The following is a 25,162-nucleotide window of genomic DNA, read 5'->3' on the forward strand; positions in this document are numbered from 1 at the left end:
GGTCAAATGTCTTGTCTTATGCCGCACTGTGGATACACTTGAGTAATATTCTGCGGCAAAATCGCTCAATCGTTCATTTCCGACCGGTTCATCCGAGGGGTTGCCAGATGGCGCGCGTACCGCAGCAGGATCGACCCGCCGAGGCGAGCACGATCACCTACACCCGGCGCGAGGGGCAGGCGATCATCGCGATCGACCGCCCGAAAGCCCTCAACAGCCTGAACTTCCTCGCCTTCCAGGAGATCCAGGACGCGCTGCGGGTGGCCGAGCGGGACGACTCGGTCGCCGTCATCGTGATCACCGGCACCGGGAGCAAGGCGTTCTGCGCGGGCGCCGACCTGCACGAGCACTGGGAGCTGTGCCAGCGCCCGCGCGACTACGTCCCGTGGGTGCGCGAGTTCATCGCCATGCAGACGGCCATCGTGCGCTGCGGCAAGCCGACGATCGCCCGGCTCAACGGCCTGGTGGTCGGCGCCGGGAACGAGCTGGCCCTCGCCTGCGATCTCGCGATCGCCGGCGACGACGTCGTGATCCGGGAAGTGGGGCCTCTGGTCGGCAGCGTCTCCGGCATCGGCGTCACGCAGTGGCTGCCGCTGATGATCGGCGACCGGCGCGCCCGCGAGGTCGTCCTGCTCTCCGAAGACCTCCCGGCCGCGACGGCGCACGACTGGGGATTGATCAACAAGGTCGTTCCGGCGGCGGAGCTGGACTCCGCCGTCGACGCCGCGGCGCGACGGCTCACCGACACCTTCCCGGAATCCCTCCGGTTCACCCGCGCACTGGTCAACCAGGCCAAGGAAGCGGCGTGGGCGTCGAGCGCCGCGCTCGCAGGCGAGTGGCTGGCGATCCACAGCGGGTCCGTCGAGACCCGTCGGGGCATGGGGTCGTTCATCGAGAAGCGTCCCGTCGACCACGCGGAACTGCGGGAGCGGGCGGCCCGAGACGAGTCGCCGGAGTTCCCGCACGGACCGCCCGTCGGATCGTGCCCCAGCTGCGGGACCGCGGACCTGCCCGCGACGTTCCGGTGGTGCGGGGCGTGCGGCGCGGAACTGGCCGCGAGCTGAGGGCGGCGACGATGGACCACACCGCCGACGAGGGGCTCTCCTCGGTGCTGATCGACGACGCCGCCCGCGCGGAGTTCCGGGGACGGCTGCGCGAATGGCTGCCGGAGCACCTGCCCAGCACCCCGGAACCGGACGGCGTCGAGGACCGGTTCTGGTGGCGCCACGCCTGGCACCGGACGCTGCACAGCGGTGGCTGGATCGGGGTCGACCTGCCCGCCGAGCTCGGCGGGCACGGGCTCGACGTGCTGCACCGGGCCATCGTGATCGACGAGCTCACCACCGCCGACGCCCCGCCGATCGCGAACTGGGTCGGGGTCGAGCTCGTGGCGCCCACCCTGGTGGCCTGCGGCAGCGCGGACCAGCGCGCCGAGCACGTGCCCGCGATCCTGGACGGCGGATCCGTGTGGTGCCAGGCCTTCTCCGAACCGGAGGCCGGTTCGGACCTGGCCGCGGTGACGACCCGGGCCACCCCGGACGGCGACGGTTTCGTGCTGCGCGGACGGAAGCGCTGGAGCAGCTGGTCGCGGTTCGCCGACCAGGTCCTGGTGCTCGCCCGAACCGGCAGCGCGGAGGCTCGGCACAAGGCCCTCTCGTGCTTCATCGTGCCGCTCTCGCACCCCGGAGTGCGCGTGCTGCCCGTCCCGATGCTCTACGGCGATGCCGAGGAATCCGACATCGTGTTCGACGACGTCCGCGTCGGGCCGGGCGCCCTGGTCGGGGAGCTCGACCGCGGCTGGTCCGTGCTGATGACGAGCCTGTCCCTGGCGCGCGGGCTCTCCACCCTCACGCGGGTCGGCGCGCTGCGCCGGGCACTGGCCCGCCTGATCTCCGAACGCATCGAGGTCTGCGGGTCAGCCGCGGACCTGCCGCCGACCGAGGTGATCGCATTGACGGACTTCCACGCCAGGACGGAGGCGCTGCGCGGCCTCGCCTACCGGAAGGTGGCCGACCTGGCGGCCGACGGGGTGCCGGGCCCGGTCGCGTCGACCGAGAAGCTGCTCTGGGGCGAGCTGTCCCGGCAGGTCGCCGATCACGCGGTGCTGCTGGGCGGGCTCGACGCGCTGGCCCCCTCCGGCGGGATGGCCACCGGGTGGCTGATGGAGCTCTACCGGGGGATCGGCAACGCCATCGAGGGCGGCACCAGCGAGATCCAGCGCACCACGATCGCCCGCCACGTCCTGGGACTGCCCGCATGAGCCCGGAACGCGGTACAGGACCGTCCCCTGTGGACGGTGATGTGCTCGCCGAACTCGCGCTCGGCTGCCTCTCCGCGGAGCGGGAGGGGACGGCGGAGTGGCCGGCCGGTGCGGCCGTCGCCGGGTGGCTCCGGGCGCGGCTGGCCCCGGACGCCCTCCCGGGCACCGTCGCCACCGGAACCGGCGGGCGGTTCGACGTCGTCGCGGTCTCGCCGCCGGACGTGCTGCTCGAACGCCGCGAACCCGGCGCGGGGTGGGTGCTGCGCCCGGTCGGGTCCGCCGAGGGCACCGAGCTCACCGACCCCTCGGTCCGCCGGTGGCGGGGCTCGGTGGAACCGGACGCCCCGGCCGAACCCGCCCTCCTGCCCGGAGACGCGGCCGAGCGGCTCGCGGTCGTCGACGACATCGCCGTGGCCGCCGCCCTCGTCGGGGTCGCGGACCGCTCGCTCGGTCTCGCCGTCGCCCACGCCCGCGAGCGCACCCAGTTCGGGCGCCCGATCGCATCCTTCCAGTCGGTCGCCCACCGGCTGGCCGACATGTACTGCGCCGTCGAGCTGGCCCGCTCCGGGGTGCTGCTCGCGGCGGCCACCGGCGCCGCGACCGACGCACGGCTGTCGCGCAGGCTCGCGGTCACGACCGCGCCCGACGTCGCGATCTCCGCCGTGCACCTGCACGGCGCGATCGGGCTGACCGGCGAGGTCGCGGTGCACACCGCGCTGCGCCGGGCGCTCGTGCTGCGCGCGCTGCCCCCGCACCCCGACCACGTCCTCGACGCGCTGCGCGGCGATCTGCAGGACCTCGCCGAACGCGCCCGGCGGACGACCTCGATCCCAGGAGCCCAGCCATGATCGTCGAGCTAGAGCGCCGACGGCCCGCCCTCCCCGGTCCGGGCGCGGTGCGCGGCACCAGCGCGTGCCGGGAGCACCAGATCCGCACGACGCCGAACTCTCCGAAGGCGGTGGCGCGATGACCCGCCCGACGAACGACGCGACCGTGCACTACGCGGACGAGGGGCGGATTCCCCTGCTGCCCGACCGCCGCGTCGCGGTGCTGGGCTACGGCTCGCAAGGCCGCGCGCACGCGCACAACCTCCGCGACTCCGGGATCGCAGTCCGAGTCGGGCTCCGGCCGGACTCGGCTCGCGTGGCCAGCGCCCGCGAAGAGGGCTTCACGGTGACCGACACCGGGTCGGCCGCCGAGTGGGCCGATGTGATCGTCATGCTGGTTCCGGACACCCTCGCGCCCGCGGTGTTCACCGAGTCGGTGGAGCCGAACCTGGCACCCGGCGACGCGCTCGTCTTCGCCCACGGGTTCGCCGTGCACCACGGCCTGATCACCGCATCGGACGAGGTCGACGTGGTCATGGTGGCCCCGAAGGCACCCGGCCGGGACGTGCGGGCGAGCTTCGAGCACGGCCACGGCTGCCCGGCGCTGGTCGCCGTGGCGCAGGACGCCACCGGCACCGCGTCCTCGCTCGCCCTGGACTACGCCGACGCGCTGGGCGCGACCCGGGCCGGGGCGTTGGAGACGACCTTCGCCGAGGAGACCGAGACCGATCTGTTCGGCGAGCAGGCCGTGCTGGTCGGCGGGGTCACGGAACTGATCAAGACTGCCTTCGAGGTGCTGGTCGACGCCGGGTACCAGCCGGAGTCGGCGTACTTCGAATGCCTCCACGAGCTCAAGCTGACCGTCGATCTGATCCAGCGGCACGGTCTGGCCGCCATGACCGACCACATCTCCGACACCGCCGAGTACGGCGGCTACAGCCGGGGTCCGCGCGTGATCGACGCGCACGTCCGCGCATCGATGGAGGCCGTGCTCGACGACATCAGGTCCGGCGGGTTCGCCTCGGAGTGGGTGGCCGAGGACCGCGGCGGTCGCCCGCACTTCCGGTCGGCGCGCGCCACCGCGAGGGCGCACGCGATCGAGGCGGTGGGGGCACCGCTGCGCCGGATGACCGGCGGCTCGGCCACCTCCTGACGAGGCGCCCGAACAACACGTTCCTCACCTTCTGATCAATGGAGTGGTTATGCGGGTGGACTTCGCTTGGATTGCCCGGGCGTTGGAGGAGGGCGCGCAGAGCGCTGCTCGGTACCGCACGGCGGGCGGTCTCGACGTCGAACGGCGCGTTCGCCCGCTACCCGGGCCGAACGCCGCTTCGAGATCCCTGAGCCGGGTCGCCGCCGCGCTCGATTCCGCGCCGGGAGCGCTGTTCCACGGGTCAGTGACCCAACCCGGGCGCTACTCGCCGTGGACCCGCGCCACGGAGCGGGTGGCGCTGGCCTTCGAGGCCCGCGGTCGCGCGTTCCGCGTGCTCGCCCTCGACCCCGGTGCGGGCCCGCTGCTGGAGCTGGCCACCACCGCGCTGGCCGCCGACCCGCAGGTGCGCGGCCTCGCGGTGCTGCCCGACGGTTCGGGCCTGCGCGGCGCCGTCGCTCCCATCGGCACCGGCTTCGCCGAGGAGGACCGCACCCGGCAACCGTCGACGGTCGGCGTGCTGCGCACGCTCACCCGGGCCCTCGCGCATCCCGACGAGCCGGTGCTGGGCTGGTACGGGGCGTTCGGCTACGACCTGATGCTCGGGTTCGACCCCATCACCCGGCGGCACCGCCGCCCGGCGGGCTACCGGGATATCGTCGCGTTCCTGCCCGCCTCGGTGATCGTGGCCGATCCCGAGCGCGAGCTGGCGCTCGAGGTCGACTACACGTTCTCCGGTCCGCCCGGCACCTCCGGGCCGGTCGCGACCGTCGACCTCGCCGGTGCTCGCCGGGACCCCGACCCGCCCGCGCGGACCGATCCCGGGCACTACCGGGCAGGTGTGCGCGCGGCGCTGTCGAAGTTCCACGCGGGCGACGCCTTCGAGACCGTGCTGAGCCAGACGTTGACCGCCGACCGCGGCGGCGAGCGGGCGAGCGTGGTCTTCGAGCGGCTCACCGCCGCGAATCCCAGCCCGTACGGCTTCCTCATCAACCTGGGGCGCGGCGAGTCGCTCGTCGGCGCCTCGCCGGAGATGTACGTGCGGGTCGCGGACGGCGTCGTGGAGACCTGCCCCATCTCCGGCACCATCGCGCGGGGCGCGTCCGCGATCGAGGAGTCCCGGAACGTGGCCGCGCTGCTGGCATCCGAGAAGGAGGCCGCCGAGCTGACGATGTGCACCGATGTGGACCGCAACGACAAGAGCCGCGTCGCGGTCCCGGGCTCGGTGCGGATCGTCGGCCGCCGCCAGATCGAGCTCTACTCCCGACTGATCCACACCGTGGACCACGTGAAGGGCGAGCTGGAACGCGGTTACGACGCCTGGGACGCCTTCCTCAGCCACATGTGGGCCGCCACGGTGAGCGGCGCGCCGAAACGCGCCGCCGCCGAGTTCATCGAGCACTGGGAGACCTCGGCTCGACGCTGGTACGGCGGCGCGGTCGGCTACGCCACAGTGGACGGAGCGATGGACACGGCGCTGACCCTCCGGACGGCGCGCTTGACGGACACGACCACCGAGGTCCGCGCGGGAGCGACCCTGCTCATCGGCAGCGACCCGGACGCCGAGGAGGCCGAGACTCGGCTCAAGGCCTCCGCCGTGCTGGACGCGCTGCGCGGCAGGACGGCCGCACCTGCGCGCGCCGAGCGGCCGGTCGGTGCGCGCGGCGGAGCGAGGACCGGCGCACGAGGGCCGCGCGTCACGCTCGTGGACCACGAGGACTCCTTCGTCCACACGCTCGCGGGCTACCTCCGCCAGAACGACTGCGAGGTCGTCACGCGGAGGTGGTCCGCGCTGACCGGGTTCGACGAGGGCACCGATCTGGTGGTGCTCTCCCCCGGGCCGGACCGGCCGGGGGCCTTCCGCATGAGCGGCACGATCGACGCCGCACTCGCTGCGGGCGCCGGCGTGTTCGGCGTTTGCCTGGGGATGCAGGGCATCGTCGAGCACTTCGGCGGGCACCTGCGCGTGCTCGCCGATCCGATCCACGGCCGCGCGTCGCAGATCCGCGCGGTCGACGGCGGCGGCGCGCTGCTGCGCGGACTGCCCGCGCGGTTCACCGCCGGGCGCTACCACTCGCTCTACGTCACCTCCCACGAGGTACCACCGCCGCTGCGGGTCACCGCCGTCACCGACGACGGCGTCGTCATGGCCATCGAGCACCCCGTTCTGCCCGTCGGCGGGGTCCAGTTCCACCCCGAGTCCCTGCTGTCGCTCGACGGCGAGGTGGGGCATCGCGTCATCGCGAACCTCATCGAAAGCTGCCGGACCGGTTCGGCTTCCGGCAGGCGCACCGCCGCGGCCCAGGTCAGGCCAGCATGATCCACAGTCGCACCGCCGAGGCCCGGCGCACCCCGTGGACACCCGATTCCTGGCGTTCGCTCGTCGCGCACCAACAGCCCGCGTGGGATCCCGCCGAGCTGGAGCGGGCCGTGGCAGAGCTGCGGAGCCTGCCCGCCCTGGTGCAACCCGGCGAGATCTCGAACCTGCGCCGAGCGCTCGCCGACGCGGCGCACGGCAGGGCGTTCGTCGTCCAGGCGGGCGACTGCGCCGAGTCCTTCGAGGACGCCACCACCGAGCACATCACGAGCCGGGGTCGGCTCATCGCCCGGCTCGCGCGCGGCTTCGAGCAGATCTCCGGCCGGCCCGCCGTCGCGATCGGCCGCATCGCCGGGCAGTACGCGAAGCCGCGCAGCGCGCCGACCGAACTCGTGGACGGACGGGCCCTCCCGGTGTTCCGCGGGCACATGGTCAACGGTGCCGCCCCCACGGCCTCGGCGCGGCGCGCCGACGCCTCCCGGCTCGTGCAGGGCTACTACCGATCGGCCACCACGCTCAACCTGCTCCGCACCCTGCACGCGCACCCGGCCGGGCAGCTGTGGGTCAGCCGCGAGTGCCTGCTGCTCCCCTACGACCGGTCGACGCTGCGCAACGACCCCGCCAGCGAGCAGTGGTTCCTGTCCAGCACCCACTTCCCGTGGATCGGCGAGCGGACCCGTGACATCGGAGGAGCCCACGTCGAGCTGCTGAGCGGCGTGGTGAACCCGTTGGGGGTGAAGGTGGGACCGGCGGTCACGCCGGAGGAGCTCGTGGCGCTCTGCGCCCGGCTCGATCCGGAGCGCGCGCCGGGCCGCCTGACCCTGATCACCCGGTTCGGCGCGAACGCCGTCCGCCGCGTCCTGCCCGACCTCGTCGCGGCCGTGTCCGCCGCCGGGCACCCGGTGGTCTGGATGTGCGATCCGATGCACGGCAACACGATCCGGCTCCCCTCGGGGATCAAGACCCGCCGGGTCACCGATCTGCTGGCCGAGCTCGACGGCTGGTTCGACGTGCTCGCCGGAGCCGGTGCGCACCCCGGTGGGCTGCACCTGGAGTGCACGCCCGACGACGTCCGGGAGTGCGTGGACGAGGACACCTCCGAGGTCGGCGAGCAACAGCCGCTGTGCGATCCCCGCCTCGACGCCGACCAGGCCTCGACCCTGGTGCGCGGTGCGGCTCAGGGCCTCCGGCGCGGTATCCGGCCGGTGCCCTGAGCCGACGACGTCACGCCTCGTCGCTCGCTGCCGGGCTCTGCTGCTCGTTCCCGGCGACCGCGGCGGGCCGCCGGGCCCAGTAGGTGGCGACCAGCGAACCGGAGATGTTGTGCCACACCGAGAAGATCGCCCCGGGCAGCGCCGCGACCGGGGAGAAGTAGGTCGACGCCAGGCTGGCCGCGAGGCCGGAGTTCTGCATGCCGACCTCCAGCGCGATCGCGCGCCGGGCCGCCTCGTCGATCCCGACCACCTTGGCGGCCGCGTAGCCCAGCGCGACGCCGAGCAGGTTGTGCAGCACGACTGCGAGCACCACGATCGGTCCCACGCTGAGCAGCTTGTCCGCGCTGCCCGACACCACGGCGACCACCACGCCGGTGATCCCGATGACCGAGATCAACGGCAGCACCGGCAACGCCTTCGCCACGGCGGTTCCGGCGACCCGCCGCAAGGTGAAGCCGAGGATCACCGGGATCAGCACGATCTGCAGGATCTCCACGATCAGCTCGGTCGGATCCACCGGCAGGTAGCTGCCCGCCAGCCAGAGCACCAGGAACGGCGTGACGACCGGGGCGACCAGAGTGGACACGCTGCTCATCGCCACCGACAACGCGGTGTCCCCCTTGGCCAGGAAGACCATCACGTTCGACGAGGTACCGCTGGGAGCGCAGCCGACCAGGATCACCCCGACCGCCAGCTCCGGGCTCAGCGGGAGGACCAGGGTCAGCAGCCACGCGAGCAGCGGCATGATCACGAAGTGCGCGACGACCCCGATCGCGAAGGCGACCGGACGGCGTGCCACGTAAGCGAAATCCCGCGGTTCGAGGGTCATGCCCATCCCGAGCATGATCACCGCGAGGAGCCAGGGGACCACCGAGGTCAACCCGGCGAACGTGTTCGGGAAGGACAGTGCGATCGCTCCGGCGATCAACACGATCAGTGGGAACCAGCGGCCGACCAGCTGGCTGAAAGCGCCTATGCGCGAGGTCATCGTTCCTCCACACCGGGCGGTCCCGGCTACGCTGCCGATGCCACGGTCGATGGCACGTGGCGAAACGAAGCTACCGCACGCGGGCCGACGACTTCTAGATCGTGGGGCACGATCGCGGAGCACCTCACATTTTCCCTTGGGCCGGAACGGTTTCAACCACGGGCGCGCCGGTTCTCCCCGTCGCTGCTCGGATTTCGGATCGACGAAGGTGGTGCTGCCCGTGGACACCGGGGCTGAGTCCGGTCCGGAAGCGACGGACGAGCGCGGCGAACCGCGCCGTTGGCTGATCATGGCGGTGCTGAGCGCGGTGGCGTTCATGGCCCAGCTGGACTTCTTCATCGTCAACGTCGCCGTGGACGGCATCGGGCGGTCCCTCGGCGGGGCGTCGACACCGGCGATGTCCTGGGTGCTGTCGGCCTACGCCATCGTCTTCGCCGCGCTGCTGGTGCCCGCGGGCCGGCTGGCGGACCTGCACGGCCGGAAGCGGATGCTGCTGGCCGGTGTCGCGGTGTTCACGATCGGCTCCGCGCTGGCGTCGTTCGCGCCGTCGCTGCCGGTGCTGGTGGCCGCCCGGGCCGTGCAGGCGGTCGGCGCGGCGATGAGCGTGCCGCCGTCGCTGGGCCTGCTCTACCCCAGCTTCCCGCCACGCCAGCACGCCCTGGTCGTCGGGCTGTGGGCCGGGGTGGCCGGAGTGGCCGCCATGGCCGGACCGCCGCTCGGCGGGCTGCTCGCCAGCCTGGACTGGCGGTGGATCTTCCTCATCAACCTGCCGATCGGTGCCCTCACGCTCCTCGGGGGCGCCCGGCTGCTGCCGGAGGTACGGGAGCCGAGCGGCCGTCCCCTGCCCGACGTCGTGTCCACCGCGACCCTGCTCGCGGCGGTGAGCGCACTGGTCCTGGCCACCACCCAGGGTCCGCAGTGGGGCTGGGGCAGCCCGTGGACGATCGGGCTGTTCGCCTCGGCCGCGCTGCTCGCGGCGGTGACGGTGCGACGCGGCTTCACCGCGTCCGCACCGATCATCGAGCCCGCACTGTTCCGCAGCCGGGAGTTCACCGCCGCTGCGCTCGCGCTGCTCAGCCTGTTCGCGGGCTTCGCGGTCTACCTGTTCGGCGGAGCGCTGTTCCTCCAGCAGGTGTGGCACTTCAGCGTGCTGGAGGCCGGGATCGGCATCGCCGCCGCCCCGATCGTCTCGGTCTGCTTCGCCGTGAACGCCGGTCCGATCCGGCGCAGGTTCGGCCGGGTGCTGCCCGCCGCCGTCGGAACCCTCACGATGTCCGCGGCGGCGGGGTACTGGCTGCTCACCGTCACCGACGTCCCCGCCTACTGGTCGGCGATGTTCCCCGGCCTGGTCCTGATGGGCGTCTCGGGCGGTCTTTCCCAGGCGCCCCTGTTCGCCGCGGCCGGGGCGCTCGCGCCCGACCGCGCCACGACCGGCAGCGCGGTGCTGAACATGAGCCGCCAGATCGGCAGCGCGATCGGGGTGGCCCTGCTGGTGGCGATGGTGGCCGCCGCACCGTCGGCCCGGACTTTCAGCCATGCCTGGGTTCTCCAGCTGGCGCTGGGGATCCTGGCCTCGGTCAGCGTCCTGCTGCCGCACCGCCGCGGCGTCGCCGACCGCGCGCACCGGCGCACCACCTCGCGGGCGGCGCAGCGGTGACCGCGCGTCTCCTACACCGCGGTCGGGGGCGCGTTCGAGGTGGCCGCCGCCACGAACGCCTCCAGCGCGCTCAACGTGCCCACCTCGTCGTCCTCGGCCAGCGGTAGGTAGTAGTCGACGATGTCCCGCCGGGCGCACGACGACGCCAGGTCCGGGTCGCCGAGCCGGATGGCGTCGACGACGGCACCGTGGCGGCGGACGAAGTCGCGCTTGACGGCATCGCCGCCCTTGAGCGTGGCGTCGCCGATCAGTCCGGCCATCGCCGCCCGCACGGCGCTGGTGGACAGCTCCAGCAGCCGATTGCCCGAGGCGCGGGCGACCGAGACGTGGAACTCCACGTCGGCGGCGATGTACTCCTCGTTCGTGCCGCTCTCGACGGCCGCCTCGACGGCCAGCTGAGCCCGGACGATGCCGTCGATCTGCGCTTGGTCGCGGCGCTGCGCGGCGAGGTGGCAGGCGGTCGTCTCGACCAGCATGCGGAACCCGATGAGGTCGCCGAGCGAGAGCTGGGAGTACCGGACGAGGTCCAGCAGCGAACGCTCCAGGTTCGCGCCGTCGGGCATCCGGACGATGGCGCCGCCGGTGGGGTCGTTCGGGCGCAGGACCACGACTCCCGCGCTCTCCAGCGTGCGCATCGCCTCGCGCACGGTCGGCCGGCTCACGCCCATCTGGGCGCAGAGTTCGCGTTCCGACGGCAAGCGGTCGCCCGGCTGGAGCTGCCCCTGGAGGATCTTCTCCTCGATCTGCGCCTTGACCGCCTCGTGCGCGCGCGTTCGGGCGACCGGAGCGAACTTCGGGGTGGGCACCTTCGCACTCCACTCGTCGAGCCGTTTGCGTGACAGCGACCTCTCCGCCTCCGCCGACCCGCGGAGCGGCGCCGACGTGCGCAGCATAGACACGTCGACCTGCGCGGATACCCCGGCCCCGCAGGCGGGTGCCGCTTGACCCGCGCGCCGTCACCGGATCGTCTGGGTCGACCGCAGCAGCGTCGACGGCTCGCCGGTCGTGCCGGTGGTCGCCCCCTGCCGGCCGTGCGCCACCGGGAGCAGCGCGATGTCGGCCTCGTGCCCGAGCAGCGTGCCGCCGCCGGGAGCACCGCACGCGGCGAAGCAGGACTCGGCCGCCTCGATCATGTAGTCCCAGCCGGAGGACAGGACGTGCACGCGCTGCACCCCCGCGAGACCGCTCAGATCACCCGCGGTGGGACGTCCGTCGCCGGTGAACCGCACGAAGGCGAGCACGCAGCCCTCGACGACCGCGCGGGCGCTGATCCGCGCGTGGTAGCCGCGCACGACGCCGGAGCGCTCCAACCGTCGCAACCGCACGCGCACCTGGGAGCGGGACAGGCCGATCCGGCTCGCCAGGTCGTGCGTCTCGGCGCAGGCGTTCGATCGAAGCAGGCTGATGAGCATCCTGTCGGCCACGTCGACCTCGGGCCGGGACGACGTCTCGGGTTCAGGACAGCCGGTCCATTGGTCCATCTCTGCCTCCGTCTCGACACCGGAGAGCTGGTGGCTCCGGTGGTTCTCCCGACGGCGGAGCTCGGCGATCGGCCGGAGTCCGCCATCGGCGCGCGGGAAACCTGGTCTGCCGGTCCGCCGCAGCAGGGGGCGAGCACGGACGAAGTGCGGCGACCGGGCGGACGCGCTCGCCCCTTCGGCCGCACCTCACGGGTTCTCGCTCCAGCGCTTCCCGGCGGTGGCCCCGGTCACTGGATCTGGGTGACATCAGCATGCTGGTCAGTCCAGTAATCCATGTCAATCGTGCAAATCGTGGTGATCGCGGAGAGCGCCGCGGCGCGAAGCGCACCGCGAGCCCGCGGAACAGACGTACGATATGCGCGCCGAAACATCGTCAAGTGTCATCCGGCACCGGCAGAGGAGGAGCGTCCGATGACGGAGAAGGTGCGTGCGGCCCCGGTCGACCATCAGGCGGCGGCAGGACCGGTCGTCCTCGACGAGTTGGATCGATCGGTCCTGGCGTTGTTGCGCGCGGATGCGCGGATGTCCGTGCGGGCGATCGCCCGGGAGCTGAACCGCTCGCCGGGCGCCGTGGGCGAGCGGATCGCGCGGCTGGAGGCGGCGCAGGTCATCACCGGCTACCACGCCGAGGTCGACCTGGCCCGGCTCGGGTACCTGCACACGCTGGTGGTGGTGCGCACCAACGACGACCAGCACAGCGACAGCTGCGCGGAAACCCTTTCGCACCTGGAGGAGGTGCACACGGTCTGGGTGGTGACGGGGTCGTGGGATCTGGTCGTCGAGTGCTACGTCCGGGACGCGTTCCACCTGCGGGAATTGCTGCAGGGGACGTTGCGCGGCATCGAAGGCGTGATCCACACCGAGGCCATGATCGTGCTCGACAGCGTCGGCGCCGCGGGCGAGCAGGCGGACGAGCACGACCGGCCGGTCGGCTGACCTCGACGCCCCGCTCACCACCGGATCGATCACACGGTGACCCTGATCCCCCGCGATCAATCAATTGTCGTTTTCAACATGTAAAAACTGGCCGATTGACTGCTACGCTGCCGGAATGGGAGCACTTCGATCAGCGACGATCACCGGTGTCCGATCCATGTCCGGGGCGCGATCCCTGCTGATGGCGGCCGGGGTGGCGCGGCGTGATCTGGGCAAGCCGATCGTGGCCGTCGCCAACAGCTACACGCAGTTCGTGCCGGGGCACGTGCACCTGGACCAGGTGGCCGAGATCGTCGCCGAGTCGGTGATCGCGCACGGCGGCGTGCCGCGCGAGTTCAGCACGATCGCCGTCGACGACGGCATCGCCAACGGTCACCTGGGGATGCTGTACTCCCTGCCCAGCCGCGAGCTGATCGCGGACTCCGTCGAGTACATGACCAACGCGCACTGCGCCGATGCGCTGGTGTGCATCTCCAACTGCGACAAGATCACGCCGGGAATGCTGATGGCGGCCCTGCGGCTCAACATCCCGACCGTGTTCGTCTCCGGCGGACCGATGGAAGCCGGCCGCCCCCCTGCCTCGATCCCCGAGCGGCTGCGCACCCAGGACCTCGATCTGATCAGCGCGTTCTCCGCCTCGGCCGATCAGCGGCTGTCCGACGAGGAGCTCGCCGCGGTCGAGGACAGCGCCTGCCCCACCTGCGGGTCCTGTTCGGGCATGTTCACGGCGAACTCGATGAACTGCCTGGTCGAGGCGATGGGGCTGGGCCTGCCCGGCAATGGGACGCTGCTGGCCACGCACGCCGACCGGCGCGCCCTCTGCGCCGACGCGGGCCGCGCCGCGATGGACCTGGTCCGCCGCTTCTACGACCACGACGACGAGACCGCGCTGCCACGCGCGATCGCCTCGCGGGCGGGATTCCGCAACGCGATGGCCCTCGATCTCGCCATGGGCGGGTCGACCAACACGATCCTGCACATCCTGGCCGCCGCTCGCGAGGGACAGGTCGACTTCGCGCTGGAGGACATCGACGAGCTGTCCCGGTCGGTGCCCAACCTGTGCAAGGTCGCCCCGAGCAGCCGCTACCACGTGCAGGACGTGCACCGGGCGGGCGGAATCCAGGCCATCCTCGCCGAGCTGGACGGGGCCGGACTGATCGACCGATCGCTGTCGACCATCAGTGGCGCCACGGTGGGCGAGCAGCTCGACGCGTGGAACATCCGGTCGGCCACGGCCGCGCCGGACAAGGCCCGGTTCTTCCGAGCCGCTCCGGGCGGAGTGCGCACGATCGCACCGTTCAGCTCGACGCAGCGGTACCCGGACCTCGACACCGACCGGGAGAACGGCTGCATCCGCTCGCCGGAGCACGCCTACTCCCCCGATGGCGGCCTGGCGGTGCTGTTCGGGAACCTGGCGCTCGACGGCTGCGTGGTGAAGACCGCCGGGGTCGCCGCCTCGATGCTGCGGTTCACCGGACCGGCGAAGGTGTTCGAGAGCCAGGAGGAGTGCACCGAAGGCATCCTCGGCGGACTGGTCGAGCCCGGCGACGTCCTCGTGGTCCGGTACGAAGGACCGCGAGGAGGCCCCGGCATGCAGGAGATGCTGCAACCCACGTCCTTCCTCAAAGGACGCGGCCTGGACACCTCCTGCGCCCTGATCACCGATGGCCGGTTCTCCGGAGGATCCGCCGGGCTCTCCATCGGGCACGTGTCCCCGGAAGCGGCCGCGGGCGGGACGATCGCCCTGGTGCGCGACGGCGACCCGATCACCATCGACATTCCGGAGCGGGCGATCTCGGTGGAGGTGCCCGATGCCGAGCTCGTCCGGCGGCGCAGTGAGGTGCGCGAGCAACCGGGCGGTTTCCGGCCCGCCGCGCGGGTCCGGCCCGTCAGCGAGGCGTTGCGGGTGTACGCCGCGCTCGCGACCTCCGCGTCGACGGGCGCGGTACGAGATCTGGACGAGGCGTTCGCGCAGCGCCCGTGACGATCCGCTCCCCGCGTGACGTGTAGGCGCCGTGGACCGAGTCCGTGACGATCTCGCCGGTCAGCGTCGCGATCAGAAAGTCCTTCGGGGTGAGCAGATCCCGCACCCGAACGGCGAGCGCCGGTCCCGAAGCAGCGCGAGTGCCCGAGCGAGGGCACCGCCGGTGACGGCGCGGCCCGCAACAGCGCGTCGGCGGAATCTGTCCGGTGTGGATCGACAGCAGCGCCACCTGCGCCCCGGCCTGCTCCACGGCCTGGCGGGGCCGGGTCGGTTCGACCTGCTCGACACCGTCGGTGGCCAGGATCGCGAACCGCCGGCCGCGCAGCTCATCTGCCCTGCGAAGGCCCCTCCTCCTAGCGTGGCGAGAGCTACCGGTGTTGCCCGGTCCGACCGGATCGAAACCAACCCGCACGCCTGGAGCTGTCCCCGCGTCGACGTGTCGGCAAGCGAACAGCTGCCGACCTCGCGGACTCCCGATGCCGACGAGCATTCCGGTCGCTGGATGCGGAGCGCGACGGGCGGCACCAGTCCTTCGTGATCTTCAGGTGTCGCGGAGATGTGTCGACGCTACGGACGAGTCATGCCATTGCCAGACGGGAAGGTTCGGTCATGAGGTTCGAGTCGGGAAAGCCCGATGTCATTCCGGCGGAGGGACATCACCGGCGGCTGGCGAGCATGCGCGAGGTGATCCACGGCTTCCTGGACGGGGTGATCGACGGTGCCACCACCGTCATGGGCCCGCACACCCGGCGCTTGGAAGCGCTGCTCTACGAAAGATGGGGTCGTCGTGCGGTGGCCACGTCATCGGGCACGGAGTCGCTGCACTTCTCGTTGCGCGCCGCGGGGATCGGCCCCGGCGACGAGGTGATCGTGCCGGACATGACGTTCGCGGCCACCGCCTTCGCCGTCAACGCGGTGGGGGCGACTCCGGTGTTCGTCGACGTCGAACCGGGATGCTGGCTGATCTCGCCGGAAGCGATCCGCAACGCGGTGACGACGAGAACCAAGGTGATCATCGTCGTTCACCTGTACGGGCAGATCGCGGAAATGGACGAGATCTCCGCGATCGCGGCCGAACACGGACTGACCGTCGTCGAAGATTGCGCGCAGGCGCACGAAGCGACCTACCAGGGCGAGCCCGCGGGATCGTTCGGCGATTTCGGTTGTTTCTCGGTGTGGGCCGGCAAGAACGCCGGAGGGCTGGGCGACGGCGGAATGGTCGTGGTCAAGGACGAGGAGACCCTGGTGGCCGTGGAGCGGCTGCGCAATCTGGGCCGTGACCCGGATGACCGCTACGTGCATCATTCGTGGGGCAGCCGGGCCAGGTTGAGCGAACTCGACGCGGCGGTGCTGTGCCACCAGATCCCGATGCTCCCGGTGTGGAACGAGCGGCGGCGGCTGACGGCGGACCGCTACGACAAGGCGTTCGCCGACCTTCCGCTGACGACGCCGGTCGTGCTGCCGGGCCGCGAGCACGCGTTCTACAAGTACGCCGTGCACACCGAGCACACCACCGCGCTGGCAACCCACCTGGCCGAGCGGGGAATCCAAGCGGAACGCGTCTACCCCCGCCTGCTGTCCCAGCAGCCCGCGTTCGCGGATCTGCCGCACCGCGCCGCCCCGACTCCGGTCGCCGAAGCGAACAACCCGAAGTTGCTGTGCCTGCCGATCTACCCGGAACTCCGGGACGAGGAACGGCACGCGATCATCGCCGGCGTCAGGTCGTTCTTCGACGGCGGAGCCTGACGCGGAAGGGACCGCACGTCCCGCAGGACGGGACGCACGCCCCCTCGTGCCATCAGGCCATCATGGCGTTCGCGCCCGCGGTGACGTCGTCGCTGCTGACGTAGGTCTTCCAAGCCTGGTAGTACGCCTCGCGGGAGATGGCACCTTCGGTGGCCAGCCGATCGAACCCGGCAGAGGGGCCACCGGCGTCTGGCCGAACCCGGCCATCAGCGTCGCGAACTCGTCGCGGTCGAGCTTGCCATCGCCGTCGACATCGACGTTGTCGAACTCGACGTCGCAGGTCGGGCCCCAGATGTCGTCGACCCGAGCCTCGCGGTCGGCCTGCGTGGCCATCGCCGCGTGGAACTCGTCCCGGTCGATCGTGCCGTCGCGGTCGGTGTCGGCGTGCGCGGCGAAGCGCTCGAACGCGCGACGGTATGCCGAGAACACCGCTTCCGCCGACTGGGCGTGCGGGTTGTCGGTACCTGCCTTCACCAGGTCGGCGGCGAGCTGTTCGAAGTCCGCGAGTTCGATCGCGCCGTTGCCGTCGTAGTCGAGCAGGTCGAACAGCTTGTCGTGCTTGGTCTTCAGCAATGCGGTGGTCACCGGTGATCTCCTTGAACGTCGTGCCGAACACGATGATCTTGTCCGACCGAGATCAACCGATGCAGCCGCCACGCCTGACACGATGGGATGATCACGCCTCGATGCCTGCTCCGAGCTCGCGACGATTTTCCTCAGCGTCAGCAGGAAGAACACGTCGGGAATGAACCTGGCCGAGCCGGAGGGCGGGCAGGTCGACCTGGGATCGCGGAGCCCCGAATGCCGTGGTGGTCTTCCAGCAGTCCGGAGCTTCGTCAACCGGCCTCGGGGTGCTCGGGCGGGTTCGCCGTCGCTTCGCTTCTTCGCCAGGAAGGGCTTCGCCGTCAACAGCACGACCGTGGCCCCGGGGGCCTGGCTCTGCGGGCGACCTGGTGCCGACTTCCAGGAAGGCGACGGCCCGTTGCTGTCCCTGGTCACAGCGATGGCCGTTCCTTACCGATCTCCGCGGCGACGAAGTCGCCGACCTGAGCAGGAGGCATGGTTCCTCTGAACGACGCGTCTCGGCTACTACGGGCGAACATCGCCGCCCCGGCGGTCGAACCAGAGGTCAGGCACCTGTCGCGCAGGCAACGTGACAGGCGCTGCCTGCGACCGACCGACTCTCCCGGCATCAGGCGCCGGCCGAACTCCGGGCAGCTTCGAGCGGAGCGAAGAACTGAACGGGATCGCCCTGCCACCGCGTCTTGAACTCATCGCTGAAGTGCCCGAAGAGTTCGGCGGAAACCGATCCGGTGCTGAGCATCGCGGGCAGCAGAGCACCGATGTTGGCGTTGTGCTCGAGCAGTGCGCCGACGTCTCGGTAACCTTCGATGAAGACGCACTCGGACTCGTCGGCGCTGAGGTGGATCTCGTACCGCAGCGTTCCGGTGTCCCGGGTGCGGGTGGCTTCTCGGCACTTCGCCGCCGCACGCTTGAACTCTTCCAGCTTGCCTTCGTGCAGTTTCAGACGCGCGACGGCCCAGACTTCGGTTCCGCTTGCGGCCGCCCGGGTCATCGGTCGTACCGGGCCGTTCGGGCCGGGTGTGAGCATCTTCTGCCTCCGTCATGTCGCGGGGTATGTGGTCGACGTGCTCGTCCTGGCGCGGGCGGTGCTTCGCCCGCGCCGTCGTGATCCTCCCGAACAGCGCGCCCGCAGCTCGAAGCGAGCGCGGCGCGCCGTTCGGGCGAAGTCGTCAACGGGCGGCCGGATACCTCCACGTGGTCGCGGCGCCGAGGTCCACGTCGAGGGTGGTGCCGGTGATGTGGCCGGCTCGCTGGGAGGCGAGGAAACGGATCGCCTCGGCGATCTCCTCGGATTGCGCCAACCGCGGGATCCCCAGGATCTCGGTCACGGCCTTGTCGGCCTCCGGGCCCATTTCCCGCAGCACTCCTTCAGTGCGGGTGGATCCGGGAGACACGGCGTTGACCCGGACCCCGCCGGATGCGAATTCCGCAGCCCAGCTCCGGGTCAGCGCGTCCAGCGCCGCTTTGGACGCGCTGTACGCGGACGACCCGGCGAAGCCCCGGGATGCGGTGATCGAGGTGACGTTGACGATGGCGCCCTCGCCTTTCGCGAGCATGTGCGGAACGAGCGCGGCGACGAGGAAGTAGGCGCCGCGGACGTTGACGTCGAAAATCTGCTGGTAGCCCTGGACGCTCTGTTCCACGGTCGGTGCGGCCGGGTAGATGCCCGCGTTGTTCACGAGCACGTCGACCGGGCCGCTCTGCCGGGCGAGATCGCGGACCGAGTCCAGATCACCGAGGTCGGCGGCGACGAATCGGACCGCGCCGTCCTCTCCCGCCGCCCGTTCGGCGTCCTTGCCGCGCTGCTCGTCACGGCCGGAGATGACGACCTCGGCACCGTCGCGGGCCAGCAGCCGAGCGGTCGCCAGCCCGATTCCAGAAGTCCCGCCGGTGATGAGAGCGGTGATGCCTCGCAATTCCATGCTGGGCGGCCTTTCGTGATGAGGTGTCGGACCCGTCGTTCTCGCCGGGCCCGGTGCGTACCGGAATTCCGGCGACGTCAGCGCCGGGGGAATTCCGCGCCGTCGACGACGAGATTGCCGCCGGCGATCCAGCTCGCCCGGTCGGAAACGATGAACAGGACCGCTTCGGCGATGTCCTCGGGCAGACCGTCACGTCCCAACGGCACGTCGGGGAATTCGATCGCGCCCTCGCCCATGAGAGCGATCTCCTCCCGGTTGCGCGCCCCGCCCGGGGTGTCTGTTCGACCGGGAGTCACGACGTTCACCCGGACCCCGAAGGGGGCGAGTTCCGCCGTCATCCCGCGGCTGTAATTCTCCAGCGCCGCCTTCGTCGACGTGTAGTGCACGACCTGGGGCACCGGCGGGAAGGCGGCGGCCGAGGAGATGTGCACGATCGCGCCCGAACGCCGCTCCCGCATACCCGGCGCCACCAGCGCGTCCAGACGCACCGCCGACATGAGGTTCAGGTTCAGCACGTCCTGCCACTCGTCCTCCGAGATGGCCAGCGCGCTCGCGTGCGGGCCCGCGCCACCGGCGTTGTGGACCAGGACGTCCACACCGCCGAGCCGCTCCAACGCGGCGGCCGCGACTTCCTCCACCCCGGTCGGCGTCCGCAGATCGGCCGCTACGTAACCGGCCCCTTCCGGCGCGGTGTCCGGCACCGACCTCGCTGCCGCGAGCACCTCCGCTCCCTCTTCCACGAACCTGCGCACGATCGCGGCACCGATTCCGCGAGTACCGCCCGTGACGAGAGCCCGCTTTCCCTTGAGCTCCTGCGTTGCCGATCCGTGCTGGATGGATGTCATGTCCTGGTTCCGCTCTTCATTCCGGATTCGATCGACGCGAATGACTCGTTCGCACAACTCCAGTGCGCTTTGCGGTGTCCGCATCGCTGATTTCTTCAAGCTACGGAGGCTCGTATTCGGAAAGCAAAGACGCATTCTTGGTCGGGACCATAGGAGACTCCTATGGCCGCACTCGGGCACGCCGGGTAGCGGGTGCGGCAGCTCGGTCGCCTGCTCGCGAACCGGTGCCTGAACGGCCGGCGGCTGCGGTTCAGGCACCTGCGAGAATGCGGAGGCGCGGCGCGCCGTTGGCCGGGAACGGGAATCTCCGGCGGCGGAACTCGGTTGCTCCCGGTGACGACGCGGTGGACCGCGCGGTCCACCGGAGCGGAGGGACAGGGAGCCGATGAGCCTGCGCCAGTTCGACTACGCCCTGGCCGTGGCCGCCGCGGGCTCGGTCACGGCGGCGGCGGAACTGCTGCACGTCGCTCAACCGTCGGTGTCCCAGCAGATCCGCAGCTTGGAGCGGGACCTCGGCGTGGAGCTGTTCGCCCGCACGCCGACCGGGTTGGTGCCCACCGTCGTCGGCCGGGCGTTCCTGCGGGACGCCGAGATCGCCGTGCAGGCGGCGCGCCGGGCGAGGACGACGGCGCGGGCCGGTGCCGAGGACCTGGTGGGCGAGCTGGTCGTCGCGGCGCAGATGGGCCTGGGCACGCGGCAGCTGCCCGGCGCGCTGGGCGCCCTGCGCCGTCGCTTCCCCCGGCTGGAGGTCACCGTTTTCGAGGAACCGAACCCCACCGAGCTGGGTCGGCTGGCGCGCCGCGGCGTGCTGGACCTCGCCTTGGTGACCGGGTCGTGCGACGAGGGCCTGTACGAGGGGCACCACCTCGGCGAGGAGGAGTTCGTCGTGGTGTTGGCCGAGGGACATCCGCGGCTCGCCGCGGAGCGCGTCGAGCTGCGCGACCTCGCTCGGGAACCGTGGGTGCGGTTCGACCAGGACAGTGCGCTCGACGGCGTGCTGCGCACCGTACTGCGGGACAACGGCCTCACCCCGACCGCGGTCGCGCGGGCGACCCAGACGGCTACGGCCGTGCGGTGGGCTGCTCACGGATTGGGCGCGACCCTCGTACCCGCCTCCGCGGTGCCGCACGGTCACGAGCATCTCGCCCGCCCGGTGTTCCCGGCCGTGTCCCAGACCGCGATGGCCGCCATCCGGCCCGGTGCGGGCCCGGCGGAGAAGGCCCTGCTCGGCTTCTTGCGCCAGGAGTCCTGGCACGTGCCCGCCACCGTCTCACCGGCGCGGCCGAACCGCGTCGACCAGGACGGCCGGTTCCGGGAAGCGCCCTTGACCCTGGCCGAGGGGGAATCACGTTCGGAGGCTTGATGAATCGCGGAAACCCGGGCCGAGCAAGAGCTCGCCGCCCGGCGACGGGACCGGCCGCACCCGGCGACTCCCCGGATTCGGCCGAGCGCGCAGGTGCGGGCGACCGCGACTTGCGGGCGAACTCGCCCCTCCCGTCGTAGCGCACCTCGATCTGGGCGGCTCGGGCGCCAACCCTGCCGCGACGGCGAAACGGGACGGTGTTCTCGACGCCGCTTCTCGGTCATCCGGCCGGGAGGCACTCGGCGGGAAACCGAATCGGAATCGGGAAAAGCGCGCACCGCATGTCATCGGGGCCTCGGCAGGCACCGAGGACGACGTGCGCGGCTCCACCGCGGCTCGGGCGCCGAGAGCAGCGTCTCCCGCCACCACCTCTTCGCCGGAGGGGCGCGCTGGCAACCCCGACGGCGAGCGTCAGTTCGCCGCGACCCGCACCGTCCGGCCACCGGTGAGCGCGGTGAGCTGGTCGACGGTGAGCGGCACGACCGCGTGCGGGGTTCCCGCGGCGGCCCAGATGATCTCGTGATCGGCCAGCGCCCGGTCGATCACCGTGCGCACCGGCGCCGGATGCCCTACCGGGGCCACCCCGCCGATGACCTGGCCGGTGACGGCCCGGACCTGTTTCGCGGTGGCCATCCGGATGGTCGTCGCACCGAGCTCATCGGCGAGGACGGCCGTGTCCACGCGGTGCCGTCCGCTGGTCATCACCAGCAACGGTTCCTCGTCCGCCAGGAACAGCAGGCTGCTCGCGATCGCACCGACCTCGCAGCCGAGCGCCGCGGCCGCCTCCGCAGCGGTGCGGGTGGAATCGGGCAGCTCGCGGACGCGAGCGGTCAGGCCCGCGTCGGCCAGGTGCCGCTGCACGATCCGGCTGCGCTCCGGCAGTTGCTCGACCTCGGTCATGGTGAACCCTTCCTCACTCGGCGGTGCGGCGGGTTCGCGCACCGGCGGAACCGCGGGATCAGCACCGAAAACCGCCAGCGCCGTCTTCCCGCTTTCCACCCAGTGTCTATCACAGCAGTCACCATGACTGCCATAATGGTCAGCATGGATGAGATCGGGAAGGTGCCGCTCGGAGCGAACCTGCGCAGGTTGCGCCGTCAGAACGACCTGTCCGTCGTGGAGCTGGCGCGTCGAGCGGAGATGTCGAGAGCAACGCTGACCCAGATCGAAGCCGGTGGCGGGAACCCCACGCTGGACACGCTCTACGCGTTGGCCACGGCCCTCGACGCAGGTCTCGCCGATCTGATCACCGAACCGGACGCGGTCGTGCCGCCCCGCGTCGTACCCCGTGGCGAAGGGACGCGCGTGGCGGGCGAGGCCGTCGAAGCATGGTTGCTCCACACCACCGCCGGCAGGGCGACCTCGACGGAGATCTACGACTTCCGCCTGCACAACGCGGCGACGCAGCACTCGACCGGCCACCCGCGCGGCACGCACGAACACCTGCACCTCTACTCCGGCCGCATCCTCGTCGGCCCCGTCGGCGCCACCGTCGAGATCGGCGCGGGCGACTTCGCGACCTTCGACGCCGGCCGGGACCACGTCTACCAGCGCGTCGGAAAGCAACAAGTGCGCGGACTGCTGGTCATCACTCGCAACCAGCCGTGAACCGACCGGCCCGGCTGCAGCACCACCGGTTCTGCCAGGCTCGGGAGTCACCGACTGAGGGCCGCCCGGCCCGCGCCGGGCGCGGTAACCGGAACGGCAGCAGGATCGGCTTCACGGCAGCGAATACCGACGCCGCACCACCGAAAGTCTTCACACCCGCTGAACACCAGCACCGACGACAGGAAGCGAGCACGCCGTGCAGATCACCCGCAGCAGCAGCCTCGACACCCAGCAGGGTCCCGCCGACTGGTTCACCGGTGACGTCTACATCGACCCCGTCGCCGCGCCCGCGGGCAGCTCCACCTTCGCCGCCGCTGCCGTGCACTTCACGCCCGGTGCTCACACCGCCTGGCACACCCACCCCCACGGCCAGACCGTCTTCGTCACCGAAGGCATCGGGCTGTGCCAGCGCGAAGGCGGCCCGGTGGAGACCATCCGCGCCGGTGACCGGGTCTTCTTCGAGCCCGGGGAGAACCACTGGCACGGCGCCGCCCCCAACCGGTTCATGGTGCACATCGCCATCCAGCAGAACGACGAGTCCGGAAACGCCGTCACCTGGGGACGGCACGTCACCGATGACGAGTACCACGTCGAACCCGAGAACCCCGCCTGACGACCACCGGATCCACGGGCGCGGCGCGCACCGCGCCCGGCACGGCACAGCACGAGGAGTCACCGGCGAACCCGATTCACCGGCCAAGTCGCGCTCGGCACCGGCTCGGGGATGAGACGGCCCGTGAATTCGCCCGAGCGGGCGCCGTCGTCGTCCTCCGGCATCAACGGCGCTGCCGCGAACGAGGCCGCCGACGACCTCTTGCTGGAGCGGTGATCGCGGCGGCGGAGCCGAACCGCGCGTTCCCGTCGCAATGCCCGGTCGGAGTCCGCAGAGGACGGTCGCCGGATCGGCTGCGGGGTGCGACCGGGCCGGCGTGATCGCCGCGCGAGTTCGCAGGCGACCGTGGCGTGCTCCGGCGTCACCCCCGCGCGCTCAAGGCCCGTGATGCGGTACCACGGCTTGGGGAACCGCCCTGAACCCAAGCCGCGGCTGGTCTGCACCTGAGGCGCGACGATGAAATCGGCTCCGAGATGGGTCGTGCAATCCTGGGCGCGCTGTGGCGAGCGGCATCGCTGCCGCCGCGATGGCCACGCCGCGAGCCGCACCTAGACGTCGCTTCATTCAATCCCCCCCAGTTGGTCGCCCTTGACGCGCCGAAGCTGATCCTCAGCCACTTCCGCCTTCTGCCATGCCCTGAACGGATCACTGGAACGGGACGGCGCGGCGCGCGTTCGGAGAAATCAGGAACGGGGAAGGCGCACGCCGCGACTCCGTCGTTCAGGCGCCGCCCTGATCGATCGCCCGGCCGGCCCGCGATGCCATGTGCCGCAACCAGTTGTGGGCGGGATCGCGTTCGTGAACCGGGTGCCACCAGAAGGATTCGTTGAGGTAGCCGAGTTCGAAGGGCAGGTCGACGACGGTGATGCCGGCCGATTCCGGTTGCATGCGGGCGATCCGCTCCGGCATCAGGCCGAGCCGGTCGGTGCCCGCGACAAGGTGCGGGACCGACAGGAAGTCCTCGGTTATGACGGCGACGTCGAGCCGCGCGTGCTCGGCGAGCGGGCCGGGCATGGGCGACAGCGCGGAGAACGGGGGCCGGTAGGCCGCCACCCAGGGTCGGCCGCCGAGGTCGGCGACGGTCCCGGACGGCTCCGACCCGATCGAGGCGACGCAGACCCACCGATCCCGGTACAGGTGCGTGGAGGGGAAGTTCACCAGCACTCCCTGCGGGAGCACGATCCCGTCGACCGTGCGCAGGTGCTCGGACGCCCGCTGCACTACGTGGGTCGTGCTGTGCTGGAACTTCAACCTGACGTGCGGCGCGTGCCGCCGGACGAGGTCGACCAGCGCTCTGCCGAACGTCGGCAGGTGGCAGTCCGCCACGACCAGGGTGAACTCGTGCTCGGAGCGTTCCGGGTCGAAGTCCGAGCGGGTCTGGAAGACCCGGTCGGTCCACGACAGGGCGTGCGTCGTGTTCTCGGCGAGGCGTTCGCCCAGCGCGGTCAGCTCGTGGCCGTTGCCGACGCGGACGAGGAGCTCGTCGCCGAAGTGGCGGCGCAACCGGGCCAGCGCGGTGCTCAAGGTCGGTTGGCTCAGCCCGAGCCGCCGTGCCGCGTTGGTGACGCTGCGTTCCTGCAGCAGCGCGTCCAGCGATACGAGCAGGTTGAGATCGAGCCCCACGACACCTCGCCTCGGTCATCGGTCATACCGATGACCAGCATAG

The 25,162-nt window shown here is 71.4% G+C and carries 24 protein-coding genes; 15 read left to right on the forward strand and 9 right to left on the reverse strand.

Translation table 11 applies throughout. The features are described from left to right. The first annotated feature begins 107 nt into the window (after window positions 1-107). From ACWD38_RS06460 to ACWD38_RS06490, 7 genes are read left to right on the forward strand one after another with little or no spacing between them, the layout of a single operon-like run. The gene (locus ACWD38_RS06460; RefSeq protein ID WP_184480086.1) at window positions 108-1,064 is read left to right on the forward strand and encodes an enoyl-CoA hydratase/isomerase family protein; all 957 of its coding nucleotides are present in this window, start codon (window positions 108-110) and stop codon (window positions 1,062-1,064) included. After that, window positions 1,037-2,260 (forward strand): acyl-CoA dehydrogenase family protein, encoded by a 1,224-nt coding sequence (locus ACWD38_RS06465; RefSeq protein ID WP_184480089.1) that lies wholly within the window; start codon window positions 1,037-1,039, stop codon window positions 2,258-2,260. Before ACWD38_RS06460 ends, ACWD38_RS06465 begins: the two co-directional genes overlap by 28 nt. Window positions 2,261-2,289: 29 nt before the next feature. After that, window positions 2,290-3,108 (forward strand): acyl-CoA dehydrogenase family protein, encoded by an 819-nt coding sequence (locus tag ACWD38_RS06470; protein ID WP_184480092.1) that lies wholly within the window; start codon window positions 2,290-2,292, stop codon window positions 3,106-3,108. Continuing rightward, window positions 3,105-3,230 (forward strand): hypothetical protein, encoded by a 126-nt coding sequence (locus ACWD38_RS06475; protein WP_281398336.1) that lies wholly within the window; start codon window positions 3,105-3,107, stop codon window positions 3,228-3,230. Before ACWD38_RS06470 ends, ACWD38_RS06475 begins: the two co-directional genes overlap by 4 nt. Next, window positions 3,227-4,240 carry a ketol-acid reductoisomerase gene (gene ilvC, locus ACWD38_RS06480; protein WP_184480096.1) on the forward strand — a complete coding sequence of 338 codons (1,014 nt, stop codon included), beginning with the start codon at window positions 3,227-3,229 and terminating at the stop codon, window positions 4,238-4,240. Before ACWD38_RS06475 ends, ilvC begins: the two co-directional genes overlap by 4 nt. Window positions 4,241-4,289: 49 nt before the next feature. Continuing rightward, on the forward strand, window positions 4,290-6,557 hold the full coding sequence (locus ACWD38_RS06485) for an anthranilate synthase component I (protein WP_450123497.1): 2,268 nt from the start codon (window positions 4,290-4,292) through the stop codon (window positions 6,555-6,557). Further along, window positions 6,554-7,768 carry a 3-deoxy-7-phosphoheptulonate synthase gene (locus ACWD38_RS06490; protein WP_450123498.1) on the forward strand — a complete coding sequence of 405 codons (1,215 nt, stop codon included), beginning with the start codon at window positions 6,554-6,556 and terminating at the stop codon, window positions 7,766-7,768. Before ACWD38_RS06485 ends, ACWD38_RS06490 begins: the two co-directional genes overlap by 4 nt. Window positions 7,769-7,778: 10 nt before the next feature. On the opposite strand, the gene ACWD38_RS06495 is transcribed toward ACWD38_RS06490, so the two are convergent. Next, window positions 7,779-8,756: a bile acid:sodium symporter family protein gene (locus tag ACWD38_RS06495; protein ID WP_450123499.1), complete on the reverse strand. Its 978-nt coding sequence runs from the start codon at window positions 8,754-8,756 to the stop codon at window positions 7,779-7,781. 220 nt (window positions 8,757-8,976) lie between these two features. Between ACWD38_RS06495 and ACWD38_RS06500 the strand changes: the two genes are divergently transcribed. Continuing rightward, the gene (locus ACWD38_RS06500; protein WP_450123500.1) at window positions 8,977-10,413 is read left to right on the forward strand and encodes an MFS transporter; all 1,437 of its coding nucleotides are present in this window, start codon (window positions 8,977-8,979) and stop codon (window positions 10,411-10,413) included. 11 nt (window positions 10,414-10,424) lie between these two features. Here ACWD38_RS06500 and ACWD38_RS06505 read toward each other — a convergent pair whose 3' ends face one another. Together ACWD38_RS06505 and ACWD38_RS06510 are read right to left on the reverse strand one after the other, a co-directional pair. After that, window positions 10,425-11,219, reverse strand: a complete 795-nt coding sequence (locus tag ACWD38_RS06505) for an FCD domain-containing protein (protein WP_184480111.1) — start codon at window positions 11,217-11,219, stop codon at window positions 10,425-10,427. 150 nt (window positions 11,220-11,369) lie between these two features. Beyond that, the gene (locus ACWD38_RS06510) at window positions 11,370-11,894 is read right to left on the reverse strand and encodes an Lrp/AsnC family transcriptional regulator (protein WP_246456938.1); all 525 of its coding nucleotides are present in this window, start codon (window positions 11,892-11,894) and stop codon (window positions 11,370-11,372) included. A 411-nt stretch (window positions 11,895-12,305) separates the two neighbouring features. On the opposite strand from ACWD38_RS06510, the gene ACWD38_RS06515 reads away from it, so the two are divergent. From ACWD38_RS06515 to ACWD38_RS06530, 4 genes are all read left to right on the forward strand, one after another. Then, a complete protein-coding gene (locus tag ACWD38_RS06515) occupies window positions 12,306-12,830 on the forward strand; it encodes an Lrp/AsnC family transcriptional regulator (protein ID WP_184480114.1) in 525 nt (174 codons plus the stop codon). 115 nt (window positions 12,831-12,945) lie between these two features. Then, the gene (ilvD, locus tag ACWD38_RS06520; RefSeq protein WP_450123501.1) at window positions 12,946-14,814 is read left to right on the forward strand and encodes a dihydroxy-acid dehydratase; all 1,869 of its coding nucleotides are present in this window, start codon (window positions 12,946-12,948) and stop codon (window positions 14,812-14,814) included. Window positions 14,815-15,022: 208 nt separating this feature from the next. Next, a complete protein-coding gene (locus ACWD38_RS06525; protein WP_184480119.1) occupies window positions 15,023-15,352 on the forward strand; it encodes a hypothetical protein in 330 nt (109 codons plus the stop codon). A gap of 71 nt (window positions 15,353-15,423) precedes the next feature. After that, on the forward strand, window positions 15,424-16,560 hold the full coding sequence (locus ACWD38_RS06530) for a DegT/DnrJ/EryC1/StrS family aminotransferase (protein WP_184480122.1): 1,137 nt from the start codon (window positions 15,424-15,426) through the stop codon (window positions 16,558-16,560). A 60-nt stretch (window positions 16,561-16,620) separates the two neighbouring features. Here the strand turns inward: ACWD38_RS06530 and ACWD38_RS06535 are convergent, their stop codons facing one another. The 4 genes from ACWD38_RS06535 to ACWD38_RS06550 all read right to left on the reverse strand — a co-directional run bounded on the left by ACWD38_RS06535 (window position 16,621) and on the right by ACWD38_RS06550 (window position 20,170). Further along, the gene (locus tag ACWD38_RS06535) at window positions 16,621-17,298 is read right to left on the reverse strand and encodes an EF-hand domain-containing protein (RefSeq protein WP_450123502.1); all 678 of its coding nucleotides are present in this window, start codon (window positions 17,296-17,298) and stop codon (window positions 16,621-16,623) included. Window positions 17,299-17,752: 454 nt separating this feature from the next. Beyond that, window positions 17,753-18,172, reverse strand: coding sequence for a putative quinol monooxygenase (locus tag ACWD38_RS06540; RefSeq protein ID WP_450123503.1), 420 nt, complete (start codon window positions 18,170-18,172; stop codon window positions 17,753-17,755). A 142-nt stretch (window positions 18,173-18,314) separates the two neighbouring features. Beyond that, entirely contained in the window at window positions 18,315-19,067 is a 753-nt protein-coding gene (locus ACWD38_RS06545; RefSeq protein ID WP_450123504.1) for an SDR family NAD(P)-dependent oxidoreductase, read from the reverse strand. Window positions 19,068-19,144: 77 nt separating this feature from the next. Beyond that, window positions 19,145-20,170, reverse strand: a complete 1,026-nt coding sequence (locus ACWD38_RS06550; RefSeq protein ID WP_450123505.1) for an SDR family oxidoreductase — start codon at window positions 20,168-20,170, stop codon at window positions 19,145-19,147. A gap of 127 nt (window positions 20,171-20,297) precedes the next feature. Between ACWD38_RS06550 and ACWD38_RS06555 the strand changes: the two genes are divergently transcribed. After that, window positions 20,298-21,275, forward strand: a complete 978-nt coding sequence (locus tag ACWD38_RS06555) for a LysR family transcriptional regulator (protein WP_184480136.1) — start codon at window positions 20,298-20,300, stop codon at window positions 21,273-21,275. Between the two features lie 411 nt (window positions 21,276-21,686). On the opposite strand, the gene ACWD38_RS06560 is transcribed toward ACWD38_RS06555, so the two are convergent. Further along, window positions 21,687-22,175 (reverse strand): YbaK/EbsC family protein, encoded by a 489-nt coding sequence (locus ACWD38_RS06560; protein ID WP_450123506.1) that lies wholly within the window; start codon window positions 22,173-22,175, stop codon window positions 21,687-21,689. 144 nt (window positions 22,176-22,319) lie between these two features. On the opposite strand from ACWD38_RS06560, the gene ACWD38_RS06565 reads away from it, so the two are divergent. Together ACWD38_RS06565 and ACWD38_RS06570 are read left to right on the forward strand one after the other, a co-directional pair. Further along, a complete protein-coding gene (locus ACWD38_RS06565; RefSeq protein ID WP_450123507.1) occupies window positions 22,320-22,883 on the forward strand; it encodes a helix-turn-helix domain-containing protein in 564 nt (187 codons plus the stop codon). 196 nt (window positions 22,884-23,079) lie between these two features. Continuing rightward, window positions 23,080-23,496 carry a (R)-mandelonitrile lyase gene (locus ACWD38_RS06570; protein ID WP_450123508.1) on the forward strand — a complete coding sequence of 139 codons (417 nt, stop codon included), beginning with the start codon at window positions 23,080-23,082 and terminating at the stop codon, window positions 23,494-23,496. Window positions 23,497-24,216: 720 nt separating this feature from the next. Here ACWD38_RS06570 and ACWD38_RS06575 read toward each other — a convergent pair. Beyond that, on the reverse strand, window positions 24,217-25,119 hold the full coding sequence (locus ACWD38_RS06575; protein WP_184480149.1) for a LysR family transcriptional regulator: 903 nt from the start codon (window positions 25,117-25,119) through the stop codon (window positions 24,217-24,219). Window positions 25,120-25,162 lie beyond the last annotated feature (43 nt).

The organism is Saccharopolyspora sp. NPDC002578 (genome assembly GCF_053592695.1).